Source organism: Massilia sp. Root133 (assembly GCF_001426525.1).
Taxonomy (GTDB): domain Bacteria; phylum Pseudomonadota; class Gammaproteobacteria; order Burkholderiales; family Burkholderiaceae_D; genus Telluria; species Telluria orientalis.
In genome coordinates this window covers 222,940-248,554 of the sequence record NZ_LMEW01000012.1, presented here as the reverse complement: position 1 = coordinate 248,554, position 25,615 = coordinate 222,940, and the positions used below count along the sequence as shown (strand labels likewise).

At 67.2% G+C, this 25,615-nt stretch carries 19 protein-coding genes, 1 tRNA gene and 1 other RNA gene; 4 read left to right on the top strand and 17 right to left on the bottom strand.

Going from position 1 to position 25,615, the window contains the following annotated elements:
* Positions 1–216: 216 nt before the first annotated feature.
* The 5 genes from ASD28_RS11770 to ASD28_RS11750 form a co-directional block, all read right to left on the bottom strand.
* Positions 217–306 (bottom strand) — tRNA-Ser (locus tag ASD28_RS11770).
* A 24-nt stretch (positions 307–330) separates the two neighbouring features.
* Positions 331–2,415 (bottom strand): EAL domain-containing protein, encoded by a 2,085-nt coding sequence (locus tag ASD28_RS11765; RefSeq protein ID WP_156403878.1) that lies wholly within the window; start codon positions 2,413–2,415, stop codon positions 331–333.
* Entirely contained in the window at positions 2,408–3,568 is a 1,161-nt protein-coding gene (locus tag ASD28_RS11760) for an EAL and HDOD domain-containing protein (protein WP_056127389.1), read from the bottom strand. Before ASD28_RS11760 ends, ASD28_RS11765 begins: the two co-directional genes overlap by 8 nt.
* Before the next feature lie 99 nt (positions 3,569–3,667).
* On the bottom strand, positions 3,668–4,306 hold the full coding sequence (locus ASD28_RS11755) for a response regulator transcription factor (RefSeq protein WP_056127388.1): 639 nt from the start codon (positions 4,304–4,306) through the stop codon (positions 3,668–3,670).
* On the bottom strand, positions 4,307–5,665 hold the full coding sequence (locus tag ASD28_RS11750) for a cache domain-containing protein (RefSeq protein WP_056128379.1): 1,359 nt from the start codon (positions 5,663–5,665) through the stop codon (positions 4,307–4,309).
* Positions 5,666–5,877: 212 nt separating this feature from the next.
* On the opposite strand from ASD28_RS11750, the gene ASD28_RS11745 reads away from it, so the two are divergent.
* Both ASD28_RS11745 and ASD28_RS11740 read left to right on the top strand, forming a co-directional pair.
* Positions 5,878–7,953 carry a carbon starvation CstA family protein gene (locus ASD28_RS11745; protein WP_056127385.1) on the top strand — a complete coding sequence of 692 codons (2,076 nt, stop codon included), beginning with the start codon at positions 5,878–5,880 and terminating at the stop codon, positions 7,951–7,953.
* Positions 7,953–8,150 (top strand): YbdD/YjiX family protein, encoded by a 198-nt coding sequence (locus tag ASD28_RS11740; RefSeq protein WP_056127383.1) that lies wholly within the window; start codon positions 7,953–7,955, stop codon positions 8,148–8,150. Before ASD28_RS11745 ends, ASD28_RS11740 begins: the two co-directional genes overlap by 1 nt.
* Positions 8,151–8,196: 46 nt before the next feature.
* On the opposite strand, the gene ASD28_RS11735 is transcribed toward ASD28_RS11740, so the two are convergent.
* The 3 genes from ASD28_RS11735 to ASD28_RS31010 are packed head-to-tail and all read right to left on the bottom strand — an operon-like array spanning position 8,197 to position 9,387.
* A complete protein-coding gene (locus tag ASD28_RS11735; protein ID WP_156403879.1) occupies positions 8,197–8,607 on the bottom strand; it encodes a hypothetical protein in 411 nt (136 codons plus the stop codon).
* The gene (locus ASD28_RS31775) at positions 8,604–8,795 is read right to left on the bottom strand and encodes a hypothetical protein (RefSeq protein ID WP_156403880.1); all 192 of its coding nucleotides are present in this window, start codon (positions 8,793–8,795) and stop codon (positions 8,604–8,606) included. Before ASD28_RS31775 ends, ASD28_RS11735 begins: the two co-directional genes overlap by 4 nt.
* Positions 8,767–9,387 (bottom strand): PAAR domain-containing protein, encoded by a 621-nt coding sequence (locus ASD28_RS31010; protein WP_082577436.1) that lies wholly within the window; start codon positions 9,385–9,387, stop codon positions 8,767–8,769. The genes ASD28_RS31775 and ASD28_RS31010 overlap by 29 nt, the downstream gene beginning before the upstream one ends.
* A gap of 56 nt (positions 9,388–9,443) precedes the next feature.
* Between ASD28_RS31010 and ASD28_RS11720 the strand changes: the two genes are divergently transcribed.
* Together ASD28_RS11720 and ASD28_RS11715 are read left to right on the top strand one after the other, a co-directional pair.
* Positions 9,444–12,281, top strand: a complete 2,838-nt coding sequence (locus ASD28_RS11720) for a hybrid sensor histidine kinase/response regulator (RefSeq protein WP_056127373.1) — start codon at positions 9,444–9,446, stop codon at positions 12,279–12,281.
* A 1-nt stretch (position 12,282) separates the two neighbouring features.
* Positions 12,283–14,421 (top strand): bifunctional diguanylate cyclase/phosphodiesterase, encoded by a 2,139-nt coding sequence (locus tag ASD28_RS11715; RefSeq protein WP_056127370.1) that lies wholly within the window; start codon positions 12,283–12,285, stop codon positions 14,419–14,421.
* A gap of 49 nt (positions 14,422–14,470) precedes the next feature.
* Here ASD28_RS11715 and ASD28_RS11710 read toward each other — a convergent pair whose 3' ends face one another.
* From ASD28_RS11710 to ubiD, 9 genes are all read right to left on the bottom strand, one after another.
* Entirely contained in the window at positions 14,471–16,873 is a 2,403-nt protein-coding gene (locus ASD28_RS11710; protein ID WP_156403881.1) for a penicillin acylase family protein, read from the bottom strand.
* Between the two features lie 353 nt (positions 16,874–17,226).
* On the bottom strand, positions 17,227–18,435 hold the full coding sequence (locus ASD28_RS32735; protein ID WP_229412182.1) for a polysaccharide deacetylase family protein: 1,209 nt from the start codon (positions 18,433–18,435) through the stop codon (positions 17,227–17,229).
* Positions 18,422–19,585, bottom strand: coding sequence for a glycosyltransferase family 1 protein (locus ASD28_RS11700; protein WP_056127361.1), 1,164 nt, complete (start codon positions 19,583–19,585; stop codon positions 18,422–18,424). The genes ASD28_RS32735 and ASD28_RS11700 overlap by 14 nt, the downstream gene beginning before the upstream one ends.
* A 184-nt stretch (positions 19,586–19,769) precedes the next feature.
* Positions 19,770–20,360, bottom strand: a complete 591-nt coding sequence (recR, locus tag ASD28_RS11695) for a recombination mediator RecR (RefSeq protein WP_056127357.1) — start codon at positions 20,358–20,360, stop codon at positions 19,770–19,772.
* Between the two features lie 43 nt (positions 20,361–20,403).
* Positions 20,404–20,694: a YciI family protein gene (locus ASD28_RS11690; protein ID WP_056127354.1), complete on the bottom strand. Its 291-nt coding sequence runs from the start codon at positions 20,692–20,694 to the stop codon at positions 20,404–20,406.
* Positions 20,694–21,020, bottom strand: a complete 327-nt coding sequence (locus ASD28_RS11685; protein ID WP_056127352.1) for a YbaB/EbfC family nucleoid-associated protein — start codon at positions 21,018–21,020, stop codon at positions 20,694–20,696. Before ASD28_RS11685 ends, ASD28_RS11690 begins: the two co-directional genes overlap by 1 nt.
* Before the next feature lie 72 nt (positions 21,021–21,092).
* On the bottom strand, positions 21,093–23,201 hold the full coding sequence (locus ASD28_RS11680) for a DNA polymerase III subunit gamma/tau (RefSeq protein ID WP_056127349.1): 2,109 nt from the start codon (positions 23,199–23,201) through the stop codon (positions 21,093–21,095).
* A gap of 226 nt (positions 23,202–23,427) precedes the next feature.
* Positions 23,428–23,526, bottom strand: an RNA gene (gene ffs / locus ASD28_RS31000) — signal recognition particle sRNA small type.
* Positions 23,527–23,619: 93 nt separating this feature from the next.
* On the bottom strand, positions 23,620–25,119 hold the full coding sequence (gene ubiD, locus ASD28_RS11670; protein ID WP_082577439.1) for a 4-hydroxy-3-polyprenylbenzoate decarboxylase: 1,500 nt from the start codon (positions 25,117–25,119) through the stop codon (positions 23,620–23,622).
* Positions 25,120–25,615 lie beyond the last annotated feature (496 nt).

The following is a 25,615-nucleotide window of genomic DNA, read 5'->3' as shown; positions in this document are numbered from 1 at the left end:
TGGAGGATACGGCTGGGGCAGCTGTTGTCTGCTGATCAGCTTATATGTATGCGCCTGCGGCGCGCTGTCCGCTGCGCGGACAGCAAATGGGCGATTCGGAGAGGGCTGCGCTTGCAAGCGCAGCCCTTCGAATCTCACACGCGAGGCGCGCAGGCGCCTCGCTCGCTTCCGCCAGGAAACAAAAAAAACCGCCTTCGGGCGGTTTCTTTTGTTTCCTGGCGGAAGCGGTGAGATTCGAACTCACGAACGGGTTCCCCCGTCGGCAGTTTTCAAGACTGCTGCCTTCAACCACTCGGCCACGCTTCCTGAGGAACCGGCATTATACATAAATCATTGCCCCACGGGCAGCAAACGGACGGCCGACGATGCCGCCTCCCCCATGCCCATCAGCAGCCAGTTCTCCCGCAAGCTTTTCTCGAACTCATACGCCGGCAACGGCTTCCCATACAGATAGCCCTGCACCTCGTCGCACCCCGCCTGGCGCAGGAATTCCAGCTGCTCCACGGTCTCCACACCTTCCGCGATGACACGGTGTCCCAGCTTGCGTCCCATGCCGATGATGGTGCTCGCGATCGCGCAATCGCTCGGGTCCAGCGGGATGCCGGTCGTGAACGAGCGGTCGATCTTCAAGGTGTCGATCGGAAAGCGCTTCAGGTACGACAGGCTCGAATAACCCGTGCCGAAATCGTCCAGCGACAGCGCCACGCCCAGCGCGCTGATGCGGTCCATGATGGCGATCACGTGCTCGATGTCGTGCATCAGCGTGCTTTCCGTGATCTCCAGTTCCAGCCAGTGCGGGTCCAGGCGGTAGCGGCGCAGGGTTTCCGCGACGCGGCCCGGCAGCGACGGCGTGAATTCGCGTGCGGACACGTTCACCGCCAGGCGGAACGGCGGCAGGCCGGCGCGTTGCCAGATCGCGGCCTGGGCGCAGGCCTGTTCCAGCACCCACTCGCCCACCTGCACGATCAGGCCCGTGCTTTCGGCCAGGGGGATGAATTCGATCGGCGGGACCATGCCCCGCACCGGATGCCTCCAGCGCACGAGGGCTTCGGCGCCCACCAGGCGGCTCGAGCCGATTTCGAATTTCGGCTGGTAGTGCAGGATCAGTTCGCCGTTACCGAGGGCGTGACGCAGGCCGGATTCGATCAGCATGCGCTGCTGCATGCCCTCGTTCATGTCGAGGCGGTAGAAGGCGACGCTGCGGTCCGGGTTTTCCGCGTGTTCCTTGGCGCGTTCCATCGCGATGTCGGCCATGCGCAGCAGCGTCTCGGCATCCTGGCCGTCCTGCGGGTAGACGGAAATGCCGATGCTCGCGCCCACGCGCAGGTCGTGGCCCTGCACGAGGAACGGCGCTTCCAGCGCGGACTGCAGCTTCTGCGCGACCGTCGTGGCCTCGAAGTGCTGGCGGATGTCGAACAGCCCGACGGCAAACTCGTCGCCGGACAGGTGCGCCACGACATCCTCGTCACGCAGCGCGTTGCGCAGGCGTTCGGCGACCAGGCGCAGCAGGTCGTCGCCGACCCGGCGGCCCAGCGTGCCGTTGATCAGTTTGAAACGGTTCAGGTCCAGGTACAGCACGCAGGCCGTCGATTCATTGCGCTGGGCGACCATCAGGGCCTGGTCGACGAGGCGGCCGAACAGCGTGCGGTTCGGCAGGCCGGTCAGCTCGTGGTAGTAGGCCAGGTGGTGCAGGCGCTCCTCGGCCAGCTTGCGTTCCGTGATGTCGGTGAGATACGCGATCAGGCCGGTCGGGCGGTCTTCCAGGTCGCACAGCGGCGACAGCGACAGGCTGGCCCAGAAGATCTCGCCCGATTTCTTCCGGCGCCGCACTTCCATCATGCGGCCGCCCTGCTCCGCGAAGGCGTCCTGGGCGTCCTGGTCTTCGTCCGCGTACAGGAACAGAATGTTGCGGCCGACGGCTTCCAGCGCCGTGTAGCCGAACAGGCGCTCGGCGCCCTTGTTCCAGCTGGTGATGTAGCCCATGCGGTCCAGCGTCAGCACGGATTCGTGAATCTGGTCGAGGATCTGCGACTGGTGCGCCAGCTGCGCTTCGACCTGGGCATAGGCGTGCGTCGTGCGCTGGGCCAGCGAATGCACCTGCATCAGCGTGCCGGTGAGGCCGGCCAGCGCTTCCAGCTGGCGCAGGTCGTCCACGCTGTAGGCGCGGCCGGCGACTTCGTAGCGGCCGAAGCACACGCCGTCGGCGCGCACTTCCTGCAGCAGCGCCCCCTCCACCATGTGCGGATGCAGGACGCCTTCCGGGATGTAGGCGCAGTGCGGGCTCGCGAGCAGCGCGCCCGCGATACGTCCCAGCTCGGCCCACAGGTCGTCCCCACGGAGTTTCAACACGGCGTCGCAGACGGCAGCGCTGCCGCCCGCGAAATCGATCGGCGCAGCGGCTGGCATCCTAGACATTGCGGGCTACCTGGATGGCCCAGTGATAGGCGTGCAACTGGCTCTGCCACCAGTCCGGCCCGTCGACGCCCGCTGCCTCCAGCGTCTCCGGATCCGGCCGCCCCGCTTCGGCGAGCCGCAACCGTTGGCCCAGTTGCCCTTCACGCCGCAGCAGGGCGGCTTCGACGTGTTCGGGCAGGTTCAGGTCCTGCACGATCTCCGCCATCGGCATCTGGAACAGGCGATCGAGCAGCGAGAAGACGCCGGCCATGAAAGCGAGGTCCTGCTCGTCGCGGTCGCCGCCGTCGCGCTTGCACAGCGCTTCCAGCGCGGCGCCACGCAATGCGGCCACCGGCAGCATCAGGTTCGGCGGGCTGTCCGGGTGCTGGCGCGCGTACAGCAGCAGTTGCAGCCAGCGCTGCAGCTGGCGCCGGCCCAGGCGGCTGATCGCCTGGCCGAAGCTCGTGATCTGGGTACCGACCGAGAACGCGGCGGAGTTCACCAGTTTCAAAAGGTGATAAGACAGCGCCGGATCCGCTTTCAGCTGCGCTTCCAGCTCGCGCGAGTCGGCGTCGCGCGCCAGCAGCGCGAGCATCGTCAGCATGCGCCGGCGCGACGTGCCGTCGTCGCCTTCGGCCACGCTGCCTTCCAGCGCGTAGTCGCCGCTGAACCAGGAAAAGCCCGCGTTCTCGCAGGCGCGATACGCGTCCATGTCGCCGACGTTGTAGGCGAGGTGCGGTCCGAACAACGTCGGCAGCGCGCCGGCGCGCGGCAGCGCCGTGCGGCCATCGCGCGCCACGGTGCGCAGCGCGATCGGTGCGGCGACGCCTTCCGGCAGCGCGCCGTCGATCAGCACGCGGTAGCCGGCCATCTGCAGTTCCGCCAGGCGGCGCGCCGTGCCGTCCGTCGCCAGCGCGTCCGCGCGCACGGCCAGCAGCACGCGGTTGGCCGGCAGCACGTTCAGGACGGGAGGCGTCAGGACAGCCGCATCGTCCAGCAGCACGATGCAGTCGAGGGGCGCAATGGCGGCCAGCAGGTCCGGCGTGCCGAACAGGCCCTGCAATGCAGGATCGTCGAGTCCGGTCCCCGGCGTACCAAGCAACAGAGCGACCCACTCGTTCTGCGCGTTGGCGACGGAGCGTACTTCAACCACCGGGAACGGGGCGCTGGACATTAGCGAATATGCATTGATAGTAACCAGCTAATAGTAGAGCACGGCTTATTGGAAAGCAACTGTTTCTGTTTCCTATAGGACACGGTTTTACAGATATATTTACGATCCCGAGCCGCCCACCCTGCCGTGCTGGACGGCGAACTTGATCAGCTCCGCCTGCCCTTCGATGCCAAGCTTGCGCTTGATGTTCAGGCGGTGCGTCTCGACCGTGCGCACGGACAGGTCGAGCGCCTTCGCGATCTGCTTGTTCGACTCGCCGTTGGCGATGTGGCGCAGCACTTCCTGCTCGCGCGACGTCAGCTGGTTGTCCTGCGCGGCGGGGCGCGCGAGCTGGCGCGCGACGGCGGCGCTGTAGTAGATGCCGCCGGCCACGACGGTGTCGATGGCGAGGACGATGTCCTTGCCCGGTGCATCCTTCAGCACGTAGCCGCGCGCGCCCGCCTGCATCGCCTGCGTGACGTATTCCAGCTTGTCGTGCATGGACAGGATCAGCACGGCGATGTCGGGATAGTTCGCGTACAGGCGCGCGGTGGCTTCGATGCCGCTGCCGTCGCGCATGGTGATGTCCATCAGCACGAGGTCGATGCGCGTACTGCCCGCGAGCGCCAGCGCATCAAAGCCGGAATCCGCTTCCGCCACGACGCGGAAGTGGGATACCGCTTCCAGCCGCGCGCGCAGGCCGTCGCGCACGAGGGGGTGGTCGTCGACCAGCATGATGTGGACGGTCTTCTCGGTCATTCAGGTCTCCAGTTCGACGCTCGCACACACGGTGGTGCCGGCGGCGGACGATGCGATGTCGAGGTGGCCGCCGATCGCGTCCAGCCGCTCCATCATGTTGCGCAGGCCGATGCCGCGCTGCGGGTGCGTGGCCACGCCCTCGGCGTCGAAGCCGGCGCCGTCGTCCGCGATGGTGAGCAGCACGCGCCCGTCGCCGGCGTGCAGGGCCAGGTCGATGTGATGCGCGCCCGCGTGCCGCTCGATGTTCGTCAGCGCTTCCTGGGCGATGCGGAACAGCACCGTGCCGACGGTCTGCGGCAGGTGCTCGGCGTCACCCGTCACGTCGAACGTCACGGGCATGCCGCTGTGCTGCGAGAATTCCTCGGCGAGGTGGTCGAGCGCGGCCGCGAGTCCGAGGTCGTCCAGCAGGGTCGGGCGCAGGTCGTGCGAGATGCGCCGCACCTCGCCCAGCACCTTGTTCAGTTCTTCCGCCGTGCGCTCGAAGCTGGCGTGCGCCTGGCGCTGCTGGTCCGGCGTGCCTTTCATGCGAATGATGCCGGCCTCGATCTGCAGCTTGATCGACACGAGCCATTGGCTGATGCCGTCGTGCAGGTCGCGCGACAAACGCGCCCGCTCCTGCTCCTGCGAATCGACGACGCGCTGCGCCAGGGCCTTCAGCTTCATGTCGGCCACGCGCGATTCGCTGATGTTCAGCGCGAGACCGGCGCCGCCGATGACGAGCGTGGCGAGGATGGCGAGGCCGGCGATCCACCACATCGTCGTCTCGATGTTGCGCGACTGCTGGGCGTCGACCTGGTCGAGCGCGGCCTGCACGTCGTCGAGATACAGGCCGCTGCCCATGATCCAGCCCCATTGCGGCACCGGCACGACGTAGCCGAGCTTGGGCGCGGACTTGTTCGTGGACGGCTTGACCCAGTTGTAGCGCACGAGTCCCCCGCCCTGCTTCGCGACGGCGACGATGTTCTGGATGGTCGGCGCGCCGAACCGGTCATGCAGGTTCCACAGGTCGCGTCCGACCAGCTCCGGCTGGCGCGGATGCATCAGGTTGCGGCCGTCCATGTCGTAGACGAAGAAATAGCCGTCGTCGCCGAAGCTCAGGGATTGCAGGATGCGCTTGGCTTCGGCCAGCGTGGCCGGATCGTTGCGGCCGGATGCGGTCAGGTGGGCGATCGAATGGGACGCGAGATCCACGTAGTGCCGCAGTTCCGCCTGCTTGCTGGCCAGGTAGGCCTGCTGGATGGTGGCGTGCTGCTCGTGCGCGAGCGCGATCGCCTGCTGGCGGACGAACAGGGCGATCGCGCACAGCGCCACGATCAGCGGGGCGATCGCGAGAAAGATGACCTTCTGCCGTAATTGCATGCCGTGCGCGTCGAAATAGTCGTAACATGAAATTGTACGACCGATCAGCTGTTGCTGCATGCAAAGCTTGCCTACGTAGGACTACGTAGAGCGCTGCGTAATCATGCGCTTGTACCGAGCCGACCCGTGCAAGATACTGACAGGCACGCTGCTGTTCGTGTAAGCCGGCATCGACCGGTCGGGCAGCGCATCCAAAATCGGAGGAGTCAATAATGAAACGTCTAACAAGCCAGCTCGGATGGGCTGCGCTTTCGCTCGTGGGCGCTGTCTCGCTCGCCTACGTCGCCCTCAAGCGCGGCGAATCCATCAACGCGGTCTGGGTCGTCATGGCCGCCGTCTGCGTCTACCTGATCGCGTACCGCTTCTACAGCCGGTTCATCGCCGACAAGGTGATGGGCCTCGACCCGCGCCGGCAAACCCCGGCGTACAAGTACAACGACGGTCTCGACTTCGTGCCGACGAACCGCTACGTGCTGTTCGGCCACCACTTCGCCGCGATCGCCGGCGCCGGTCCGCTCGTCGGCCCCGTGCTCGCCGCGCAGATGGGCTATTTGCCCGGCATGCTGTGGATCCTGGCCGGCGTCGTGTTCGCGGGCGCCGTGCAGGACTTCATGGTGCTGTTCATCTCGATGCGCCGCGACGGCCGCTCGCTCGGCGACCTGATCAAGTCGGAAATGGGCGAGATCCCCGGCGTGATCGCCCTGTTCGGCACCTTCATGATCATGGTGATCATCCTGGCCGTGCTGGCGCTGATCGTCGTGAAGGCCCTGGCCGGTTCACCCTGGGGTTCGTTCACCGTGATGGCGACGATCCCGATCGCGCTGTTCATGGGCATCTATTCGCGCTACATCCGCGTGGGCCGCATCGGCGAGGTGTCGCTGATCGGCTTCGTGCTGCTGATCGGCGCCATCGTCGGCGGCCAGTACGTGCACGATTCCGCCACCTGGGGTCCGATGTTCACGTTCAACGGCACCCAGCTGACCTGGATGCTGATCGGCTACGGTTTCGTCGCCTCCGTGATCCCCGTGTGGCTGCTGCTGGCGCCGCGCGACTACCTGTCGACCTTCCTCAAGATCGGCACCATCGTCGGCCTCGCGCTGGGCATCGTGTTCGTCGCCCCGATGATGCAGATGCCATCGATCACCCGCTTCATCGACGGCACCGGTCCGGCCTGGTCCGGCTCGCTGTTCCCGTTCCTGTTCATCACCATCGCGTGCGGCGCCGTGTCCGGCTTCCACGCGCTGATCTCGTCGGGCACCACGCCGAAGATGATCGAGAACGAGCAGCACGCCCGCTTCATCGGCTACGGCGGCATGCTGATGGAATCGTTCGTCGCCATCATGGCCCTCGTCGCCGCGTCGACCATCGACCCGGGCGTCTACTTCGCGATGAACAGCCCGGCCGCCGTGATCGGCACCACCGCCCAGACGGCCGCCGCCGCGGTCTCGAACTGGGGCTTCGTGATCACGCCCGACCAGCTGACGCAGATCGCGAAGGACGTCGGCGAGCACACCATCATCTCGCGCGCCGGCGGCGCCCCGACGCTGGCCGTCGGCATGGCCCACATCCTGTCGAACGTCATCGGCGGCAAGGTCATGATGGCGTTCTGGTACCACTTCGCGATCCTGTTCGAAGCGCTGTTCATCCTGACCGCCGTCGACGCGGGCACGCGCGCCGGCCGCTTCATGCTGCAGGACCTGCTGGGCGCCTTCGTCCCGTCGTTCAAGCGCACCGAGTCGCTGCCGGCGAACCTGATCGCCACCGGCCTGTGCGTTGCCGCCTGGGGCTACTTCCTGTACCAGGGCGTCGTCGATCCGCTGGGCGGCATCAACACGCTGTGGCCGCTGTTCGGCATCGCCAACCAGATGCTGGCCGGTATCGCCCTCACCTTGGGCACCGTCGTGCTGTTCAAGATGAAGCGCGGCCAGTACGCGTGGGTCTCGATCGTGCCGACCATCTGGCTGCTGATCTGCACGCTGTCGGCCGGCTGGCTGAAGATCTTCGACCCGAACGTCAAGGTCGGCTTCATGGCCCACGCCCACAAGTTCCAGGCCGCGCTCGACCAGGGCCAGGTGCTGGCGCCGGCCAAGTCGCTCGACCAGATGAGCCGCATCATCTTCAACGACTACGTCGATGCCACGCTGTGCGGCTTCTTCATGGTCGTCGTGATCGCGGTGCTGCTGTACGGCATCCGCACGGCGCTGGCGGCGCGCAAGAACGCCAAACCGAGCGCCAAGGAGACGCCGTACGTCGCGGCGCCGGCCGCCTCGATGGCCGAGGTGCAGTGATGCTCGGCGCGCTGGCACAGGCAGGCCGCTACCTCGGGCAAAGCATGCGCCTGATGGTCGGCCTGCCGGAATACGACACCTATGTGGCGCACATGGAGAAGACCCATCCGGATCAGCCGGTCATGAGCTACGAGGAGTTTTTCCGCGAGCGCCAGCAGGCACGGTACGGTAACGGCAAGCGCGGGGGTTGTTGCTAAAGGCGTAGTGGCCGGTAACGGAAGGGACGCACGTGTGCGTCCCTTTTTATTTTTCGGCCGTGCTTCGTTGCGGCGGAGCGTCCGGGCATTCATGGGTCCATCTGGTGACGGTCATGACGTCCAGTGTCTCGCCAATCGTATCCATGCGCAGGCACTCACCTTTCCTTTGATAGTAGAGAATGCACCTCGAACTGTCCGACGAGCACGAATCGACCTCGAATATCCGACGTTTCGTCAGCTCGAGTTCCGCGCCGCTGTATTCGTAACCATCGGTGGCATGCCGGCGGACCGGCTGCCAGCCTTGTTTGATGAGTGCGGTCCGCGCGTTTGGCAACGGCTGGCCAGCGGCGATCCCGGCGGGTCCTCGCCGGGCATCTTGCGGTACGCCGGCCGCGAGCGCGACACCCGTGACAAGCGCGACCCCGATCATGGCAGCGTTCGCGATGAGCCGTTTCATTGTCCCGTTCCCCCTGCGGCCTTGTACGTGGCCAAAAATTCCGAATATTCGACATACGGTTGCGGCGGATAGTGATTGGCCAGACCCGGCCCTTCAGGCAACGCAGCCCACTTGAGTGCGGCCTTGGGCATCGCACTTGCTATATCGCCGGACTTGATCTTATCGATTACGCCGATCGTGCGCAGCATGTCGACGACGATGAGGTCCGAGGATCGCGCCGCTGTCGGCGTCGACAAGAACGTAATGATCATCGAAGCCGGCTTTTCTGGCGGCAACGGCGCAAGGTGCGTCAACTGCTGCCGCCACACCGGTGTTCGCAGGCAAGGGTGCGGTCCCGCCGCTTGCGCCGACGTCGATCGTGTCCGTGGTTTGCGAGGCGATCAAGGTCGCACCGCAGGAGGTCTTCATGCCATCGACGGCAATCTGGATTCCCATCATCGTCGCGTTCACCGCGCCTTCGATGATGACCTGCGGTCCGGAACACGTCGGACAGTGAACGCGATGCCCGACACCTGCGACCGGTTTCCCGCAAATGACGAAAAACTGGAGCCCCTCCAGCACGGTTCCGCCATGCGACGTGTTGTCGCCTATCCTGATGATTGCTTTCTTGACCAAGGCGCGTGTCCTTTCTGCGGCAGCTCTGCGGCGGTGCAAAAATCCAATGGCAAGACAATAGACGACCGACTGCGCCGCATCCGCCCCCCCGCTTTGCGCCAGCACAAACGGCGCCCCATATCCCTCACCTATAGTCAGTTCCTGCAAGAATTTGCTTTCTTGCATGGTGAACCTGTGCGACAGGTTCGTTCGCAGCGCCGACCGCCGGATCCGCCCAACCCATGCAGACTCTCGAGCGCTCAAGCCTCAACCGAAAACTGACGTCGATGTGCCTGCAGGCCGCCGCCAGCGCGCTGCTGGTCGTGTACGTCGCCTTTGCCCTGGCGACGGTGACCGGCGAGCGCCGCGAGGAACGGCAGGAACTGGAGGCGCTGGCCGCCGTGCTCGCGCAGGGCGGTCTCGATGCCGTGCAGTTCAACGACCGCCGCCTCGCCACGCAGCTGCTGGCCGCGCTGGAAGCGCGCCGCGGTCTCGCCTCGGCCGTCCTGTACGACCGCAAGGGGCAACCGTTCGCCGCCTGGCATGCAACCGGCCAGGATGCCGCGGACAAAGTCGAGGCGCTCGGCGGGCTCGATCCCGACACCGTCGCCGCGGCCGCCGATGCCGGCAGCCGCCCCTGGCTGCCCGTGCTGCGCGTCTACCGCGTGCTCGGCGCGCCGCTTGACGCCGACGGCCGCGCGCTGCCGCCCGTGGGTGCCGTCATGATCGAAAGCGACCTCGTGCCCCTGTGGCTGGACATCGCGCGTGCACTGGGCGTGATGGCCGTCGCGCTCGCCGCCGCGCTGCTGACGGCGTTCGTGCTCGTACGGCGGCTGCGGCGCAGCATCAGCGACCCGATCGGCAAGTTGATCAACGCGGCGCAAAAAGTCTCCGCCAGCCAGAACTACACGCTGCGCATCGCCCACAACCGCAACGACGAGCTGGGCGTGCTGATCGACAGCTTCAACAACATGCTCGCGCAGATCGAAGGCCGCGGCGCCGCGCTCACGCACCACCGCGACGAACTGGAACGCCAGGTCGGCGTGCGCACCGAGCAGCTGGAAAAGGCGAAGAACGCGGCCGAGGCGGCGAGCCGCGCGAAAAGCGCCTTCCTCGCCACGATGAGCCACGAGATCCGCACCCCGATGAACGGCGTGCTGGGGATGACGGAAATGCTGCTGGGGACGGAGCTCACCGAAACGCAACGCAACTACACGCGGCTGGTGAAGCAGTCGGGCGAGCACCTGCTGGTGATCATCAACGACATCCTCGATTTTTCCAAGATCGAGGCGGGCAAGCTCACCGTCGAGTACATCAATTTCAACCTGTGGGACCTGCTGGACGACATCCATACCGTCTACACGCCGCAGGCCGAGGCGAAGAACATCCCGCTCCATTTCGACATCGCCAACGACATCCCCGTCGCCATCTGCGGCGACCCGAACCGGCTGCGCCAGATCATGGCCAACCTGCTCGGCAACGCGGTCAAGTTCACGGACCAGGGCCGCATCCTCGCCAAGGTGCGCATCGCGAGCGAGGACAACCAGGCCGTGATGCTGCGCTTCGAAGTGCACGACACGGGCATCGGCATCTCGCGGGACGCCCGCAGCCGCATCTTCGAGGCGTTCTCGCAGGCCGACGATTCCACCACGCGCAAGTACGGCGGCACGGGCCTGGGTCTGGCGATCTCCAAGCAGCTCGTCGAATTGATGGGCGGTTCGATCGGCGTCGAGAACGCATTGACGCAGGGTTCCGTGTTCTGGTTCACGGTCGCCTTCGACAAGCGCCGCGTCGATCCGGATGCGCCGGGCGACCACCAGCACACGATCGACGGCCTGCGCGTGCTTCTCGTCGACGAGAGCGAGACGAGCCGCATCGGCCTCGAACGCCACCTGGCCACGTGGCGGGTCGAATGCGACGCGGCGGAGAGCGCGGACGAAGCGCTGGAGCGGCTGGACGAGGCGGCGCGCGCGGGCCGGCCGTACGACGCCGCGATCCTCGACATGGAGCTCTCGCACACGAGCGGCCTGCTGCTGGCCGCGCAGATCAAGCTTGATGCGGCAACGCGCGCCACGCGGCTCGTGCTGCTCAGCCCCGAACGGCTGGCCGCCGATCCGGTGCAGCGGCGCGAGGCCGGCGTCGCCTACCAGCTCATCAAACCCGCGCGCGCAGCCGATCTGTTCGCGTGCCTGGCAACGCCGCCGCGCGGCCAGGTGGCGCCGGCGCCGCGATTCATGCCGCCGCGCCCGCTGCAGCTGGACGCCAACCGCCCGCGCACGCGGCGCGTGCTGCTGGCCGAGGACAATCCCGTCAACATCGAGGTGGCCCGGGCGATGCTGGAAAGCCTCGACCTGCAAGTGGATTGCGCGCGCAACGGCGAGGATGCATTGCAGGCCGTACGCACGAATTCCTACGACGCCGTGCTGATGGATTGCCAGATGCCCGTAATGGACGGCTTCGCCGCGACGGCCGCGATCCGGCGCGAGGAACGCGAAGCGGGCCGCGGGCGCGTGCTGCCGATCATCGCGATCACGGCGAATGCGCTGCAGGGCGACCGCGAAGCCTGCCTCGCCGCCGGCATGGACGATTACCTGTCGAAGCCGTTCAGCCAGCAGGAAATCGCGGCCGTGATCGGGCGCTGGATGGCGCTGCCGCTCGCGGCCACCGTGCACCACGACGACGAACCGCCGCGGCTGCCGCCCGCCTCCGTCGAAGTGATCCAGCGCGACGTCATCAACCGCGTGGCGCTGGACAAGATCCGCGCCCTGTCGCGCGACCGCGGCGACGCGCTCGTGCAGAAGGTGATCGCCGCCTACGTCGACGACACGCCGCAGCAGCTGCGCACGCTGCGCTCCGCCATCGACGGCCTCGACACGGGCAACGTGCGCCGCATCGCGCACACGCTGAAATCGGCCAGCGCCAACGTCGGCGCCGAAGCCCTCGCCGCCCTGTGCAAGGAACTGGAGCACCTGGGCCGCGCCGACACCACCGAAGGCGCGGACGCGATCCTGACCGACATGGAACAGGAGTTCCAGGCCGTCCGGCATTCGCTCACCGCCATCCTCGAAAAGGAAACCTGACATGCCAGCCCAAACTGCTACCGTCCTGGTCGCGGACGACGATCCGGTGATGCGCCTCCTGATGCTCGAGATGCTGGAAGGCGTCGGACTGGAAGGCATCGAGGCCGCGGACGGCCAGGAAGCCGTGACCCTCGCGCACGCCCACGCACCCGACCTGATCCTGCTGGACGTCGAGATGCCGAGGATGGACGGCTTCGCCGCGTGCCGCGCGATCCGCGACCTGCCGAACGGCGCGATGGTCCCGATCGTGATGGTGACCGGCGGGGACGACCTGGAAGCCGTCACCAATGCCTACGAGGCCGGTGCCACCGACTTCGTCTCGAAGCCGATCAACTGGCCCATCCTCGGCCACCGCGTGCTGTACGTGCTGCGCGCAAGCGATGCGATCGTCCGCCTGCGCATCGCCGACGCCCAGAACCGCGCGGTGCTGGCCGCCATTCCCGACACCTTCTTCCGCATGTCGCGCGACGGCTTCTATCTCGATTACGAGCCGGGCCGCGACGGGCCCGGACGCGGCGTGCGCGACGCCGGCGCGGACGAACAGATCGTCGGCCGCCACGTGACCGACGTCCTGCCGCGCGACATCGCCGAGCGCCTGTTCGAGCAGGTGGGCATGGCCCTGCACGTGCAGCAGGTACGCTCGGTCGAATACGAATTGATCCGCTTCGGCGAGGCCCAGCACTTCGAGGCGCGCCTCGTCGCCACCGGGCCGAACGAAGTGCTGGGCCTCGTGCGCGACATCAGCGAGCGAAAGCGCGCGGAAGAACAGATCCGGCGTCTCGCGTATTGCGACAGCCTGACGGGCATCCCGAACCGCCAGGCTTTCCTGGAAATGCTGGAGCGCGAGCTGCAGCGCTCCAAGATCGGCAACAAGAAATTCGCCGTGCTGTTCATGGACCTGGACGCGTTCAAGCGCATCAACGACACGCTGGGCCACAACGTGGGCGACCAGTTGCTGAAGCAGGTGTCGGACCGCCTGCGCGAGACCATCCGTCCGAACGACCTGATGTCGCGCGGCGACCTGGTCCCGCGCGCGGACACGCCCAACAGCGCGGGCACGAACCTCGCGCGCCTGGGCGGCGACGAATTCACGATCCTGATCCCCGACCTCGAACGGGTCGAGCACGCCCTCAACGTGGCGCACCGCGTGAAGGATGCCATGCGCCGCCCGTTCGTCATCGAAGGCAACGAGATCTTCGTGACGGCCAGTATCGGCATTTCGCTGTTCCCGGAAGACGGCGACGACTGCACGTCGCTGCTGAAGTACGCGGACACCGCGATGTACCACGCGAAGAACTGCGGCAAGAACAACGCCAAGCTGTACTCGTCGTCGCTGACGATGCAGATCATGAGCCACGTGAGGCTGGAAGTCGGCCTGCGCCGCGCGCTGCAGAACGACGAGTTGTACCTGCTCTATCAACCGCAGCTCGACGTACGCTCGAACGAGATCGTCGGCGTGGAAGCCCTCGTGCGCTGGCGCCATGCGGAACGGGGCGTCGTCTCGCCCAACGAATTCATCCCGCTGGCCGAAGAGACGGGCCTGATCGTGCCGATCGGCGAATGGGTGCTGCGCACCGCGTGCAACCAGGCGCGCCACTGGCAGAAACTCGGGCGCCGGCCCGTACGCATCGCCGTGAACCTGTCGGCCAAGCAGTTCAAGGACGAGAACCTGTCGCAGATCGTCCTCTCCGCGCTGCACGACACGGGCCTCGACCCGCGCCTGCTCGAACTCGAGCTGACGGAAGGCACGCTGATGGACGACGCGAAGGCCACGCTGGCCACGCTGGAGCAACTGCGCGGCATCGGCGTGTATCTGTCGATCGACGACTTCGGCACCGGCTATTCATCGATGAACTACCTGAAGCGCTTCGACGTGCGCGCGCTGAAGATCGACCGCAGCTTCATCAGCGGCCTGCCGCAGGATTCCGAGAACGCCGCGATCACGCGCGCCATCATCGCGATGGCGCACGGTCTCAAGATGATCGTCGTGGCGGAAGGCGTCGAAACGGGCGAGCAGCTCGTACTGCTGGAGGAATACGGCTGCGATCTCGTGCAGGGCTTCTACCTCGGACGGCCGGCGCCGCCGGAGGCGGTGACCGGCATGCTGCAGAAGTTGTGGGTGCCGGTCGCGGCACGGTAACCGCACAGTAAAACAACGTCGCCCCCGCGAAGGCGGGGGCGACGTTGGCTTAGTTCGTGAATTTCAGCGTGTGCACCACCGCCCCCGGCAGCAACGGCGTTGGCTTCCCGCGCACCCAATCCTCGTGTCCTTTCAGGAAGTACGGCGACAGCGGATGCCCGCTCTGCCCGCCGGGCATGTCGAACAGCCCTTCTTCCTCGCGCCCCGGCGCCACCGTCAGGCGTTCCGACTGTCCGAACTTCGGCCCCGCCACGCGCGGCATGTTGGCATCGCCCGGCAGTTGGTCCGGCGGGACGCTGAGCCAGCGGCGCAGCGCCGGCACAGCGATCGTGAACGGGTGCGCGATCGTCGCCGTGTTGCGCAGGCCCCACGTCGCCTGCGCGAGCGGCGTGCCGTCTTCCTTGATCTGGGCGATGGCGCGGTCGATGGCCGCCAGCTGCAGGTCTTGCCAGCTCGCGTAACCGGCCGGCAGCCACGCGGCCGGGCGCTCGTCCAGCAGGCGCGCCACGACGTCCGGCCAGCGCGACGTCGCGACCACGATGCTGGCTTTCGGATCGAGTTTCGCCAGCTCCGCATCGACGCCGCCGAACAGCAGCTCGTGCAGCGACCACATGAACTGGCGCGCCAAACGGTAGCCGACGGACGTCGTGCTCGCGCGGCCGTCCCAGCTCGATTCCAGCAGGCGGCGGAACTCGGCGCGCTCCGGATGCTGGTCCAGTGCGCGTGCGTCCAGCGCGGCCAGGGCGCGCTCGCGCCAGCCGGCGATGAACGGTGCGCGGTCGTCGAGCGACGCCTGGAACGCGGCCGGCACGTCCGTCCTGTCGCCCAGTCGGCGCACATTGCCGCTCAACTGGTGCACGCGCGCGCCGAGGTCGAAGCCGCCGTCGCCGATGATGCCGGAGTCCCCGCCCGCGAGCTGGCGGCTGTTCGCCGTCACCAGCTGGCCGCCGGCCGGATTGACGACGCGCGGATGCTGCGCCGGCGCGAGCAGTCCGCTCCACGTGGGCACGGCACCGTCGGCCGCGAGCGGGAACGACACCCTGGGGCCGCCCTGCGCGCGCTGCGGCAGCGCGCCGCCGATGGTCCACGCGATGCCGCCGCGGTCGTCGCCGAGGACGACGTTCTGCGCCGGGATGCCGTCGCCGGCGGCCGCGGCGAGCGCCTCGTCGAGGTTCGTCGACGCTTCCAGCTTCAGGTGGTTCAGGTTCAGCGCGCCGGGATCGTGCGCGACCCAGTGCACCGCGTACTGGACGCCGTCGACGGTGCGCACCGGACCGAGGCTCGTCTCGAGCACGGTCATCGCCTGCGCCGGTTCGCCCTTCACGAGCAGCGTTTCCGTGTGCGCGACGGGCGTCTCCCAGCCGTTCGTCGTGCGTACCTGGCCGGGATGGGCAGCATCAAGGCCGAGGCGAACGAGGTCGAGCGTGTCCGCATAGCTGTTGGTAAAGGCCCAGGCGACATGGCCATTGCTGCCGACGATGACGGCCGGGGGCGTCCCCGGCAGGCTCACGCCGACGACGCGGCGCGGCTGCCCCTGCGCGTCCGGGAAGCGCAGCGCGAGGCGGTACCACGTGTTCGGCAACTGCAGGCCCAGGTGCATGTCGTCGGAGACGATGGCGGCGCCGCTCGCCGTGCGCGTCCCGGCGATGACGTAGTTGTTGCTGCCCACGGCGTCCGTGAATGCGATCCCCGCCACCTGGCGCGCAGGGACGCTCTCCTTGCGGCCCCACCAGGCCGGCGCCGTGGCCGGAATCGGGGCCGGCGCCAGCGCGACGGCGTCCGCATCCATCGGCGTATCCCAGCGGGTCGCCTCCGGCAGCAGGAAGGCCAGCTGGGCCGGATCGAGGTGCGCGGCGAGCCAGCCCCGCGCCAATTCGCGCGGTTCCTGGTTGCCCTGCAAATCGAAGTACATGGCCCACACGGCCAGCAGCGAATCGGCGGGTGTCCACGGACGCGGCGTCGCGCGGCTCAGCAGGTATTCGAACGGGCGCGCACGCAGGCCGTTCAGGCCGTCGTTGACGCCGGCGGCGTAGCGGTCGAGGAACGCGCGCTCGGCCGGCGTCATGCGCTGCACGGCTTGGTCGGCGCGGGCGCGGAAGCGGTGCAGCCGGTGCGCGCGGTCCAGCGGCAGCGCCTTGGCGCCGAACAGCTCGGCCAGTTCACCGGCGGCACTGCGGCGCAGCAGGTCCATCTGGAAGAAGCGCTCCTGGCCATGCACGAACCCGGTGGCGTACGCGACGTCGAGGCGGTTCGCCCCGCTGATGGTCGGCACGCCGTTGGCGTCGCGCTCCACGGTGACAGGCGCCGACAGCAGCGGCGAACGATGCTGGCCGTCGAGCTCGGGCAGGCTCGCGCGCAAGGCCATCCAGGCGCCGCCCGCGACGAGCACCGGCAGCACCACGACCCCGACTGCAACCCGCCGCCCCCATTTGCCCCATCCACGTTGTCGCATGCCGCTCATCCCTTTGGAAAAGGGGCATCTTGCCAGAAATTGCACGTGCGGGCGAGTACGCGACAACCCTTACCCGCGATGGTTCCCCGTGCGCGATTGAGCAGGCTCTCTCGCAGGCTCGCACTGTCTTCTAAGCTGTGGAAAGGCGCGCAAGACGCGCGTGTTGGTTGGAGGAAGCGCCATGATTCGGGTGCTGGGTATCGGGTTGGTACTCACGCTGGCCGCGTGCACGACACCGCAGGAGCGCGCGGCCCAGGCGCAAGCCGACGTCGAACGGATGATGGCGGTCTACGGCCCGGCCTGCGTCCGGCTGGGTTATGCGGCCCAGACGGATGCGTGGCGCAGTTGCGTGCTCAGCCTGGGGGCAAAGTACGATCTGCAGCACTATGGACCACCTGCGGGCTACTATGGCTGGGGTCCGGGTTACTGGCGGGGCGGCTGGTGGGATCCGTATTGGTAACGCGTTGGGCAACCCGGCGCGCGAACTCGGCTTTCGTGACTGCCTCGCGACTTTCCAGCAGGCGTTCCAGCGTCCGCTGGATGTGACGGACCAGTTCCGGATAGCGCGCATCCGGCGGATGCAGGCTGAAGCGCACGAGCGGCGAGCGCGCCAGCATGGCCGCCGTGGCGTCCGCGACGCGCGGCGACAGGATGCGCCCGCCGCGGTTGCGTGCCGCGTACACGAGCGACGGCGACAGGATGGCGTGCGTGCCGTGGCGGTTGTTTTGCGTGAATGGTGTGGACCTCGCGCGCGCGATGTCCGGGTTCGGTTTGTCTTCCAGCAGATCTTGTGGCGCCGGATCAGCGCGGCCGGTCACATCGTGACGCCGGTCCGCGGCGGTCGCACCCGTCCAATTGCGCGCGTCGAACTGCCTGTTGCCGGGGCTTCGGGCAGACTGGTTGCCCGTGCCGGTCTGGACCGCCCCGCTGCCGCCCTGGATGCTCGCGCTGGCGTCACCCCGATACCCCGGCCGAGCGCCAGCGCCCTCGCCGGCACCATTCGACATCTGCTGACGCTGCGGTCGCGCGACCGGGCGTCGCTCGCCCGACCCCGGCAGGCAATGAAAATGGCTGAACGTGGTCGTGTACGCGAACGGCGCATCACGCAGCGCCCGCCAGGCGCCCGCGCCCAGCAGCCAGGCCGGGGGCACGAAGCCGCTGGGCGTCCAGCCGCGCGCCGCGAACCAGTCGAGGCCCAGCTCCAGGCGCCGCCGCGCTTCCGCTTCCGTCAGCGCCGCGAATTCTCCCTCGCGCCGCGTGTACACGTTGCGCAGGAAACGCGCGCGCAGGCCGCCAGTGCCCGCCTCCGTGTCGAGATGGCTGTAGCCGTGCAGCGCCAGCTCGTCGCCGCGCTCCAGCGCCACGTTCAGGCAGGCTTCCATCGCGAGGGACTGCTCGGGGCGGAAGTGGTAATGCGGGACGACGAGCCACGTCAGCGGGATGTCCGCCACGGCGCGCACGGCTTCCACGAGACGCAGGCAATCGCTCCACGTGGCCGGCGCCACGTCGTGGATCGAGACGCACAGCATGTGCTCGTCAGGGGACCAGTCAGTCTGTGACACGGATGCGCTCCCGTTCATGGATCAGGTCGATGGCGAAGTCGGCGGCCGCGTACGGATATCCGTGCAGCAGGCCTTCGTAGCGGCCGATCACCTGCGGCAGGATCTCGTTCCAGTCGTAGCGTTCGACGGCCCTGCGCCGTGCGGCCTGCCCCATGCGGACGAGGTCGCGCTGGTAGATGGCCTCGATCGCGCCGGCCAGGCTGTCGACGTGGTTCGGCTCCGCCAGGATGCCCGTCTCCGTGTCGACCAGCTCGGCCACGCCGCCCTTGTTCGTGGCGACGACGGGCAGCCCGCACGCCATCGCTTCCAGCACGATCAGGCCGAACGTTTCGCAATCGCCCGGGTGCACGAGCACGTCGCAGCTGGCCAGCAGGCGGGCCAGCTGGCGCTGGTCGCGCCGGAACGGGATGTGCGTAACGCGGCCGCAATACGGCAGCATGCCGCCGCCGCCCACGAGGACCAGGTGGTACGGATCGCCCAGCTTGCGCACGGCTTCGATCAGGACGTGCAGCTTTTTTTCCGGCGTGAAGCGGCCCGCGTAGACGAGCAGGCGCGCGTCCGGCGTGAGGCCCAGGTGTTCGCGCAGGGTCTCGTCGCGGCGCTGCGGACGGAACACGCTGCTGTCGATGCCGAGCGGCTGGTGGACCGCGCCGGACACGCCGATCGCATCCAGTTGCTGCACCATGACGCGGCTGGGTGCCAGCACGAGGTCGAACTGGCGGTACAGGTTGGCGAGGTAGCGGCAGGTGCCGCGCGCGATCCATTGGCCGAAGCGCGGCTGCACGAGGCGCGGCAGGTCGGAGTGGTAGAACGCGACGGCCGGGATGCCGTAGCGCCGGCGCATGCGCAGCGCGGCCCAGGCGCAGTGGCCGGCATCGCCCGCCTCGACGACGTCGGGGTGGACCGATTCCAGCAGACGGGCCGGGCCTTCGACGGACAGCGGCATGCGGAAGCCGTGGAAACCCGGCAGGCCGGCCGACGGTATCTTGACGAGCGCGGGTACCGTGTCGTCACATGTCTCCACATTGGAGCTCATGATGGTGTGCCGGACGCGGCTGCGCCGTGCCAGCCAATGGGCCTTGGCATTCAGATAGGTGCTGACGCCGCCTCCTTCGGCCGCGTAGAACATCGTGATGTCGACGAGATGCATGCTTGGGGTCCGGTCAAAGTATCCCCACGATAGCAGCGTAGACGGTGCGCCGGGTTTGCGCACTGTCAAGCGAACACCGCCTGCTGCCGGGAGCCGACCTGGCCGCGCAGGCGCCGTCGGGCGCCGCTACGATGCCGTCACTGTTGCGTGACGGTGCAAGGGCTCCCCGTTGTGGGGAGGCCCATTATGCACTGCGCCTGTCGAGCATGGCGCGCGCGATGGTGCCCGCGTCCACGTACTCGAGCTCGCCCCCGACGGGAACGCCGCGCGCGAGGCGGCTGACCTTGAGTCCGCGCGCCTTCAGCATTTCGCTGATGTAATGGGCGGTCGCTTCGCCCTCGTTGGTGAAATTGGTGGCGAGTACGACTTCCTTCACGTCGCCATCGGCCGCGCGACTGATCAGTTTTTCCAGGTGCAGGTCCTTGGGACCGATGCCGTCCAGCGGCGACAGCCGGCCCATCAGCACGAAGTACAGGCCCTTGTACGTGAGGGTCTGCTCGATCATCATCTGGTCGGCCGGCGTCTCGACGATGCACAGGAGTGTCCGGTCGCGCTGCTCGTCGGCGCACAGGTCGCAGACCTCGGTCTCCGAGAACGTATTGCACATCGCGCAGTGATGCACCGCATCGACGGCCTGGTACAGCGCGCGCGACAGCATCGCGGCGCCTTCGCGGTCGTGCTGCAGCAGGTGGAAAGCCATGCGCTGCGCCGACTTCGGCCCGACGCCCGGCAGGCGGCGCAGTGCCTCGGTGAGGAAGTCGAGCGATTTGGACATAATTGACTCCTGGACCCCGGGGACTCCGAGCCTCCGCCGGTGCTTACTGTGCGCGCCAGGCGGACAGCGCCTCGGCGGTCATGGTGGGAATGAACTCGGTCACCGCATAGGTCGCGAGGCCCGCCTGCGCGAACGGATCGTCGCGCAACGCGGCGTCGAGCGCGGCGCGGTCGGCCGCATGGGCGACGAGAATGCCGCCGTCGCGCGGCTCCTTGCGGCCCGCCATCAGGAGCAATCCGCGCGCAGTGTGCTCCTGCAGCCAGGCGCGGTGCGCCGGCAGGTAGGCGTCGATGCGATCGAGCGGCGCCGTATAGTTCAACGTGACGATAAACATCAGAACGGCATCTTGAAGCCCGGCGGCAGCGGCAGGCCGGCGGTCAGGCCGCTCATCTTTTCCTGGGCGGTGGTTTCGGCCTTGCGCACGGCGTCGTTGAACGCGGCGGCCACCAGGTCTTCCAGCATGTCACGGTCGTCGCCCAGCAGCGACGGGTCGATCGACACGCGCTTGACGTCGTTCTTGCACGTCATGACGACCTTCACGAGGCCGGCACCCGACTGCCCTTCGACTTCGATCTGGGCCAGCTGGTCCTGCGCCTTCTTCATGTTGTCCTGCATGGCTTGCGCCTGCTTCATCAGGCCCGCGAGCTGGTTTTTCATCATGATGTGTTCTCCAAAAAAGTCGGATGGGTAAATCGTTTATACAGTTTATACCGGCGCGGGCACGAGCCCGGCTCAGGACGCGATCGGCCGCACGGAACCGGGCACGACGAACGCATCGAACGTGCGCACCATGTCCTGCACGAACGGATCGGCATCGACGGTGGCCTCGGCCTCGCGCTGCAGCCGCTCGCGCCGCGCCTTGGCTTCGGCGCTGGCCGTGTACCAGGTCGGCGCGATTTCGGTCTCGACGTTCACGCGCACGGCCGGGAAGCGTTCCTGCAGCGCCGCGCACAGTTTTTCGCTGTTGCCGCTGGCGCGCAGCGTGTCGACGGGGACGCGCAGGCGGAACGTCGCGGCGGCGCCATCGGCCACGCACTCGACCAGCTCGGTCTGGAAGGCGAGCTGCTGCGCCACGCCGCGCAGCGGCAGCGAGGCGGCCAGCGCGGGCCAGTTGCCGTCCCAGTCGATGGCCGGCACGGGCGTGACGACGTAGGCGTACGGCGGCGCGGACGGTGTCGCGACGCGGGCCGGGGTGGGCGGCGCCTGGACTGCCGGGGCGTCCATGGCCACGGCGCTGTCGTCGGAAAATTCGGTGACCCAGGCCGGCGGCTCGTCGTCGGCGACGGCCTGCTCGTCGGCTTGCCCCTGGGCGGCCTGGCGCATCATCGCCGGCTGCGGCTGGGCGGCGGCCTGGGGCTGCGTCCGCGCGGCAGCCGCGGCGGCGCCATTCGGCGCGCCCTGGTCCCACGGTGCCGGCGCGGCAGGAGGCGCGGCAGCGGGCGCCGGATCCGCGGCCGGTGCCGGACGGCGTGGCACGCCACCCATGCGGGAGCCGGCGCGCGCCGCTTCCAGCGCGGCATCGAGGGCTGCACGGGCCGACGTCATGGCGCGGCCGGCACCCTGTGCGGATGGCGCGGAAGCCGGTGCAGATGCGGGTGCCGCGGAAGCCGCCGGGCCGGCCGGACGCGCCGCGGCGGCCGGCGCAGCGGCGGCGGCGGCAGCGGGACGCGCCGGTGCCGCCTGCGGCATCGTGCGCGCCAGCGCGGCCGGCGCGGGCGATGCGGCCTGCTCCGCGCCCCCCTGTCCGGGGCGGAACGCCAGCATGCGCAGCAAGGTCATCGTGAAGCCCGCGTACTCGTCCGGCGCGAGGCCGATCTCGTTGCGGCCGATCACGGCGATCTGGTAATACAGCTGCACTTCCTGCGGATCGAATTGCGTGGCGAGACGCTGGATGTCGGCCAGTTCCGGCAGGTCGTCCGGCAGTGCGGCCGGCACGGTCTGCGCCAGCGCGATCCGGTGCAGCAGGGTGCCCAGGTCCTGCAGCGCGCCGTTGTACGACAGGCTGCGGCTGGCCATCTCGTCGGCGACGGCCATCAGGTCGGCGCCATCCTGGTTCGCGAGCGCATCGAGCAGGCGGACCAGATAAGACTGGTCGAGCGCGCCCAGCATGCCCTGCACGGCGTCGAGCGTGACGGCGCCGGCCGCATAGGCGATGGCCTGGTCGGTCAGCGACAGCGCGTCGCGCATCGACCCGTGCGCGCCCTGCGCGAGCAGGCGCAGCGCGGGCTGTTCGAACGTCACGCCTTCCTGGCCGAGGATGTTTTCCAGGTGGCCCACGATGTGGCCGGGCGGCATCTGCTTCAGGTTGAACTGCAGGCAGCGCGACAGCACGGTCACGGGAATCTTTTGCGGGTCGGTCGTCGCGAGAATGAATTTCACGTGCTCGGGCGGTTCTTCCAGCGTCTTCAGCATCGCGTTGAAGGCGTGGTTCGTGAGCATGTGCACCTCGTCGATCATATAGACCTTGAAGCGTGCATTGCTCGGCGCGTAGACCGCCTGCTCCAGCAGCTGGGCCATCTCGTCGACGCCGCGGTTCGACGCGGCGTCCATCTCGACGTAGTCGACGAAGCGGCCGGCGTCGATCGCGCGGCACGGTTCGCACTGGCCGCACGGTTCGGCCGTGATCGACCCGTTGCCGTCCGGCCCGACGCAGTTGAGCGACTTGGCCAGGATGCGCGACAGCGTGGTCTTGCCCACCCCGCGCGTGCCGGTGAACAGATAGGCGTGGTGCAGCCGTCCGGTACGCAAGGCATGGGTCAGCGCACGGACGACGTGCTCCTGGCCAACCAGCGTTTCAAAGTTCCGGGGACGGTATTTGCGGGCGAGGACTTGATAGGACATACCGCGATTTTACCGTAGACCGGGCGAGGCGCGGCAACATTAGACGCTCATCGGGAATTCCCCAGCACTGATATTTTTCTTTCAACAAGGCACTCTCGCCGCTCGATGCCGGCGGCGACAAGCGCCATGCCAGGCTCAAGCTCGACGAGGACATGCTGAAGGAAAACCCGCTGGTGGAGGTATCGATGCGCCCGCTGGAAGCGGAGATCGATGAATAAGGAAGGTAGTAGGCGAGCCTGATCTGCGGCACTTGCGGTGAACGGCTTTGGCTGCTTCGTTCCCGACCTGACCAGGTAAACCATGCCACAATGCGCAGGGGCCCGCCAGCTCGCATTATAACCGGTTACGGGCATACCGGCAAACCACCGCCGGGATGCGCCGCGCATACCTATATAGAGTGCCCCGCATCAAGCGGACGTCACAGCCCCAGCTGCTGCCAGATCCCATCCACGCGCGCCTTGACTTCCGGCGTCATGACGATGGGTGTGCCCCACTCCCGGTTCGTTTCGCCCGGCCATTTATTAGTGGCATCAATACCCATCTTGCTGCCCAGGCCGCTGATCGGCGACGCGAAGTCGAGGTAGTCGATCGGCGTATTGTCGACCATGACGGTGTCGCGGGTCGGGTCCACGCGGGTCGTGATGGCCCAGATCACTTCCTTCCAGTCGCGCACGTCGACGTCTTCGTCCACGACGACGATGAACTTCGTATACATGAACTGGCGCAGGAAGCTCCACACGCCGAACATCACGCGCTTGGCGTGGCCGGCGTACTGCTTCTTCATCTGCACGACGGCCATGCGGTAGCTGCAGCCTTCCGGCGGCAGGTAAAAATCCGTGATCTCGGTGAACTGTTTTTGCAGCAGCGGAACGAACACTTCGTTCAGCGCGACGCCCAGCACGGCCGGCTCGTCGGGCGGTTTGCCCGTGTAGGTCGAGTGATAGATCGGGTCGCGGCGCATCGTGATGCGGTCGATGGTGAACACCGGGAACCAGTCCTGCTCGTTGTAATAGCCGGTGTGGTCGCCATACGGTCCTTCCAGGGCGTGCTCGAAACCGGACGGGTGGTTCTCGTCCGGATAGATATGACCTTCCAGCACGATCTCGGCCGACGCCGGCACGCGCAGCTCGCTGCCGATCGCCTTCGTCAGGACGGTGCGCTGGCCGCGCAGCAGGCCGGCGAACTGGTATTCGGACAGCGTGTCCGGCACGGGCGTCACCGCGCCCAGGATCGTGGCCGGGTCGGCGCCCAGCGCCACCGCCACAGGATACGGCTTGCCCGGATTGGCGATGCAGTGTTCGCGGAAGTCGAGCGCGCCGCCGCGGTGCGCGAGCCAGCGCATGATGACCTTGTTCGGCCCCAGCACCTGCTGGCGGTAGATGCCCAGGTTCTGGCGCTTCTTGTTCGGCCCTTTCGTGATCACGAGGCCCCAGGTAATCAGGGGCGCGACGTCGCCCGGCCAGCAATGCTGGATCGGCAGGCGGGACAGGTCGACGTCGGCGCCTTCCCAGACGATTTCCTGGCACGGCGCGCCCTTCACTTCCTTCGGCGCCATGTCCCACACGGCCTTGACGAGCGAACCCAGGTCCATGATGTCCCGAAAACCCTTGGGCGGCTCGGGCTCCTTCAGGCGCGCCAGCACGTGGCCAATCTTGCGCAGCTCGCCGACGTCGTCCGCGCCCATGCCCAGCGCTACCCGCTGCGGCGTGCCGAACAGGTTGGCCAGCACGGGGATCGGATAGCGCTTGCCGGCGGCATCGACCGGGTTCTCGAACAGCAGCGCCGGCCCGCCGGCACGCAACGTCCGGTCGCACACCTCCGTCATTTCAAGATTCGGTGAAATAGGCGCGGATACGCGCTTGAAGTCGCCGTTTTCTTGCAACTTAGCAATAAAATCCCGCAGATCAGAATAGTTCATTGAATTTTTAATTCTTTTTTACATCTTTTGAGGTGTGCTAACAATCGTTGGCAAGTGGTTGATTTGCCAAAGAATTGATGAGCGCCTGTACGTTCTTTAGATCTAAAAGTAATAGAACGCGTGAGTGCTAGTATTGACTTGATATAAACGAGCTTCTACAATCCGCCGTATCAAGTGAGGCAGGCCCGTCCAAGACGTGATTCTAGCCGGTCTCATTCTTTCACGGGGTCGGGGCCCCAGCGACATTTTAGGAGTGTTTTCACTGGGCGTCTGCCCAACCAACCCCGAGACAGTTGTTAGCTACTGGGCGCCTCCACTGCAGCGCGGCCCAGCTGAAGCAAGCAATGACGGCGTTCCTCGACCGCTACAGGCGGCGACGGACGGTTTTCTGATGCACGGCATGAGTTCGTTCGAACGCTGCGCTTCCAGCGCGGTGACGGGATGGCTTTTTCCGCGACAAAGGAGAGACGATGATCCATCGCTTCATCGGCACGAG

Excerpts from the sequence above, each read along its gene's own strand:
- ASD28_RS11765 (WP_156403878.1), bottom strand. The coding sequence starts at position 2,415 with ATGTCTAGGATGCCAGCCGCTGCGCCGATCGATTTCGCGGGCGGCAGC.
- ASD28_RS11760 (WP_056127389.1), bottom strand. The coding sequence starts at position 3,568 with ATGTCCAGCGCCCCGTTCCCGGTGGTTGAAGTACGCTCCGTCGCCAAC.
- ASD28_RS11755 (WP_056127388.1), bottom strand. The coding sequence starts at position 4,306 with ATGACCGAGAAGACCGTCCACATCATGCTGGTCGACGACCACCCCCTC.
- ASD28_RS11750 (WP_056128379.1), bottom strand. The coding sequence starts at position 5,665 with ATGCAATTACGGCAGAAGGTCATCTTTCTCGCGATCGCCCCGCTGATC.
- ASD28_RS11745 (WP_056127385.1), top strand. The coding sequence starts at position 5,878 with ATGAAACGTCTAACAAGCCAGCTCGGATGGGCTGCGCTTTCGCTCGTG.
- ASD28_RS11740 (WP_056127383.1), top strand. The coding sequence starts at position 7,953 with ATGCTCGGCGCGCTGGCACAGGCAGGCCGCTACCTCGGGCAAAGCATG.
- ASD28_RS11735 (WP_156403879.1), bottom strand. The coding sequence starts at position 8,607 with ATGAAACGGCTCATCGCGAACGCTGCCATGATCGGGGTCGCGCTTGTC.
- ASD28_RS31775 (WP_156403880.1), bottom strand. The coding sequence starts at position 8,795 with ATGCTGCGCACGATCGGCGTAATCGATAAGATCAAGTCCGGCGATATA.
- ASD28_RS31010 (WP_082577436.1), bottom strand. The coding sequence starts at position 9,387 with ATGCAAGAAAGCAAATTCTTGCAGGAACTGACTATAGGTGAGGGATAT.
- ASD28_RS11720 (WP_056127373.1), top strand. The coding sequence starts at position 9,444 with ATGCAGACTCTCGAGCGCTCAAGCCTCAACCGAAAACTGACGTCGATG.
- ASD28_RS11715 (WP_056127370.1), top strand. The coding sequence starts at position 12,283 with ATGCCAGCCCAAACTGCTACCGTCCTGGTCGCGGACGACGATCCGGTG.
- ASD28_RS11710 (WP_156403881.1), bottom strand. The coding sequence starts at position 16,873 with ATGCGACAACGTGGATGGGGCAAATGGGGGCGGCGGGTTGCAGTCGGG.
- ASD28_RS11700 (WP_056127361.1), bottom strand. The coding sequence starts at position 19,585 with ATGCATCTCGTCGACATCACGATGTTCTACGCGGCCGAAGGAGGCGGC.
- recR (WP_056127357.1), bottom strand. The coding sequence starts at position 20,360 with ATGTCCAAATCGCTCGACTTCCTCACCGAGGCACTGCGCCGCCTGCCG.
- ASD28_RS11690 (WP_056127354.1), bottom strand. The coding sequence starts at position 20,694 with ATGTTTATCGTCACGTTGAACTATACGGCGCCGCTCGATCGCATCGAC.
- ASD28_RS11685 (WP_056127352.1), bottom strand. The coding sequence starts at position 21,020 with ATGATGAAAAACCAGCTCGCGGGCCTGATGAAGCAGGCGCAAGCCATG.
- ASD28_RS11680 (WP_056127349.1), bottom strand. The coding sequence starts at position 23,201 with ATGTCCTATCAAGTCCTCGCCCGCAAATACCGTCCCCGGAACTTTGAA.
- ubiD (WP_082577439.1), bottom strand. The coding sequence starts at position 25,119 with ATGAACTATTCTGATCTGCGGGATTTTATTGCTAAGTTGCAAGAAAAC.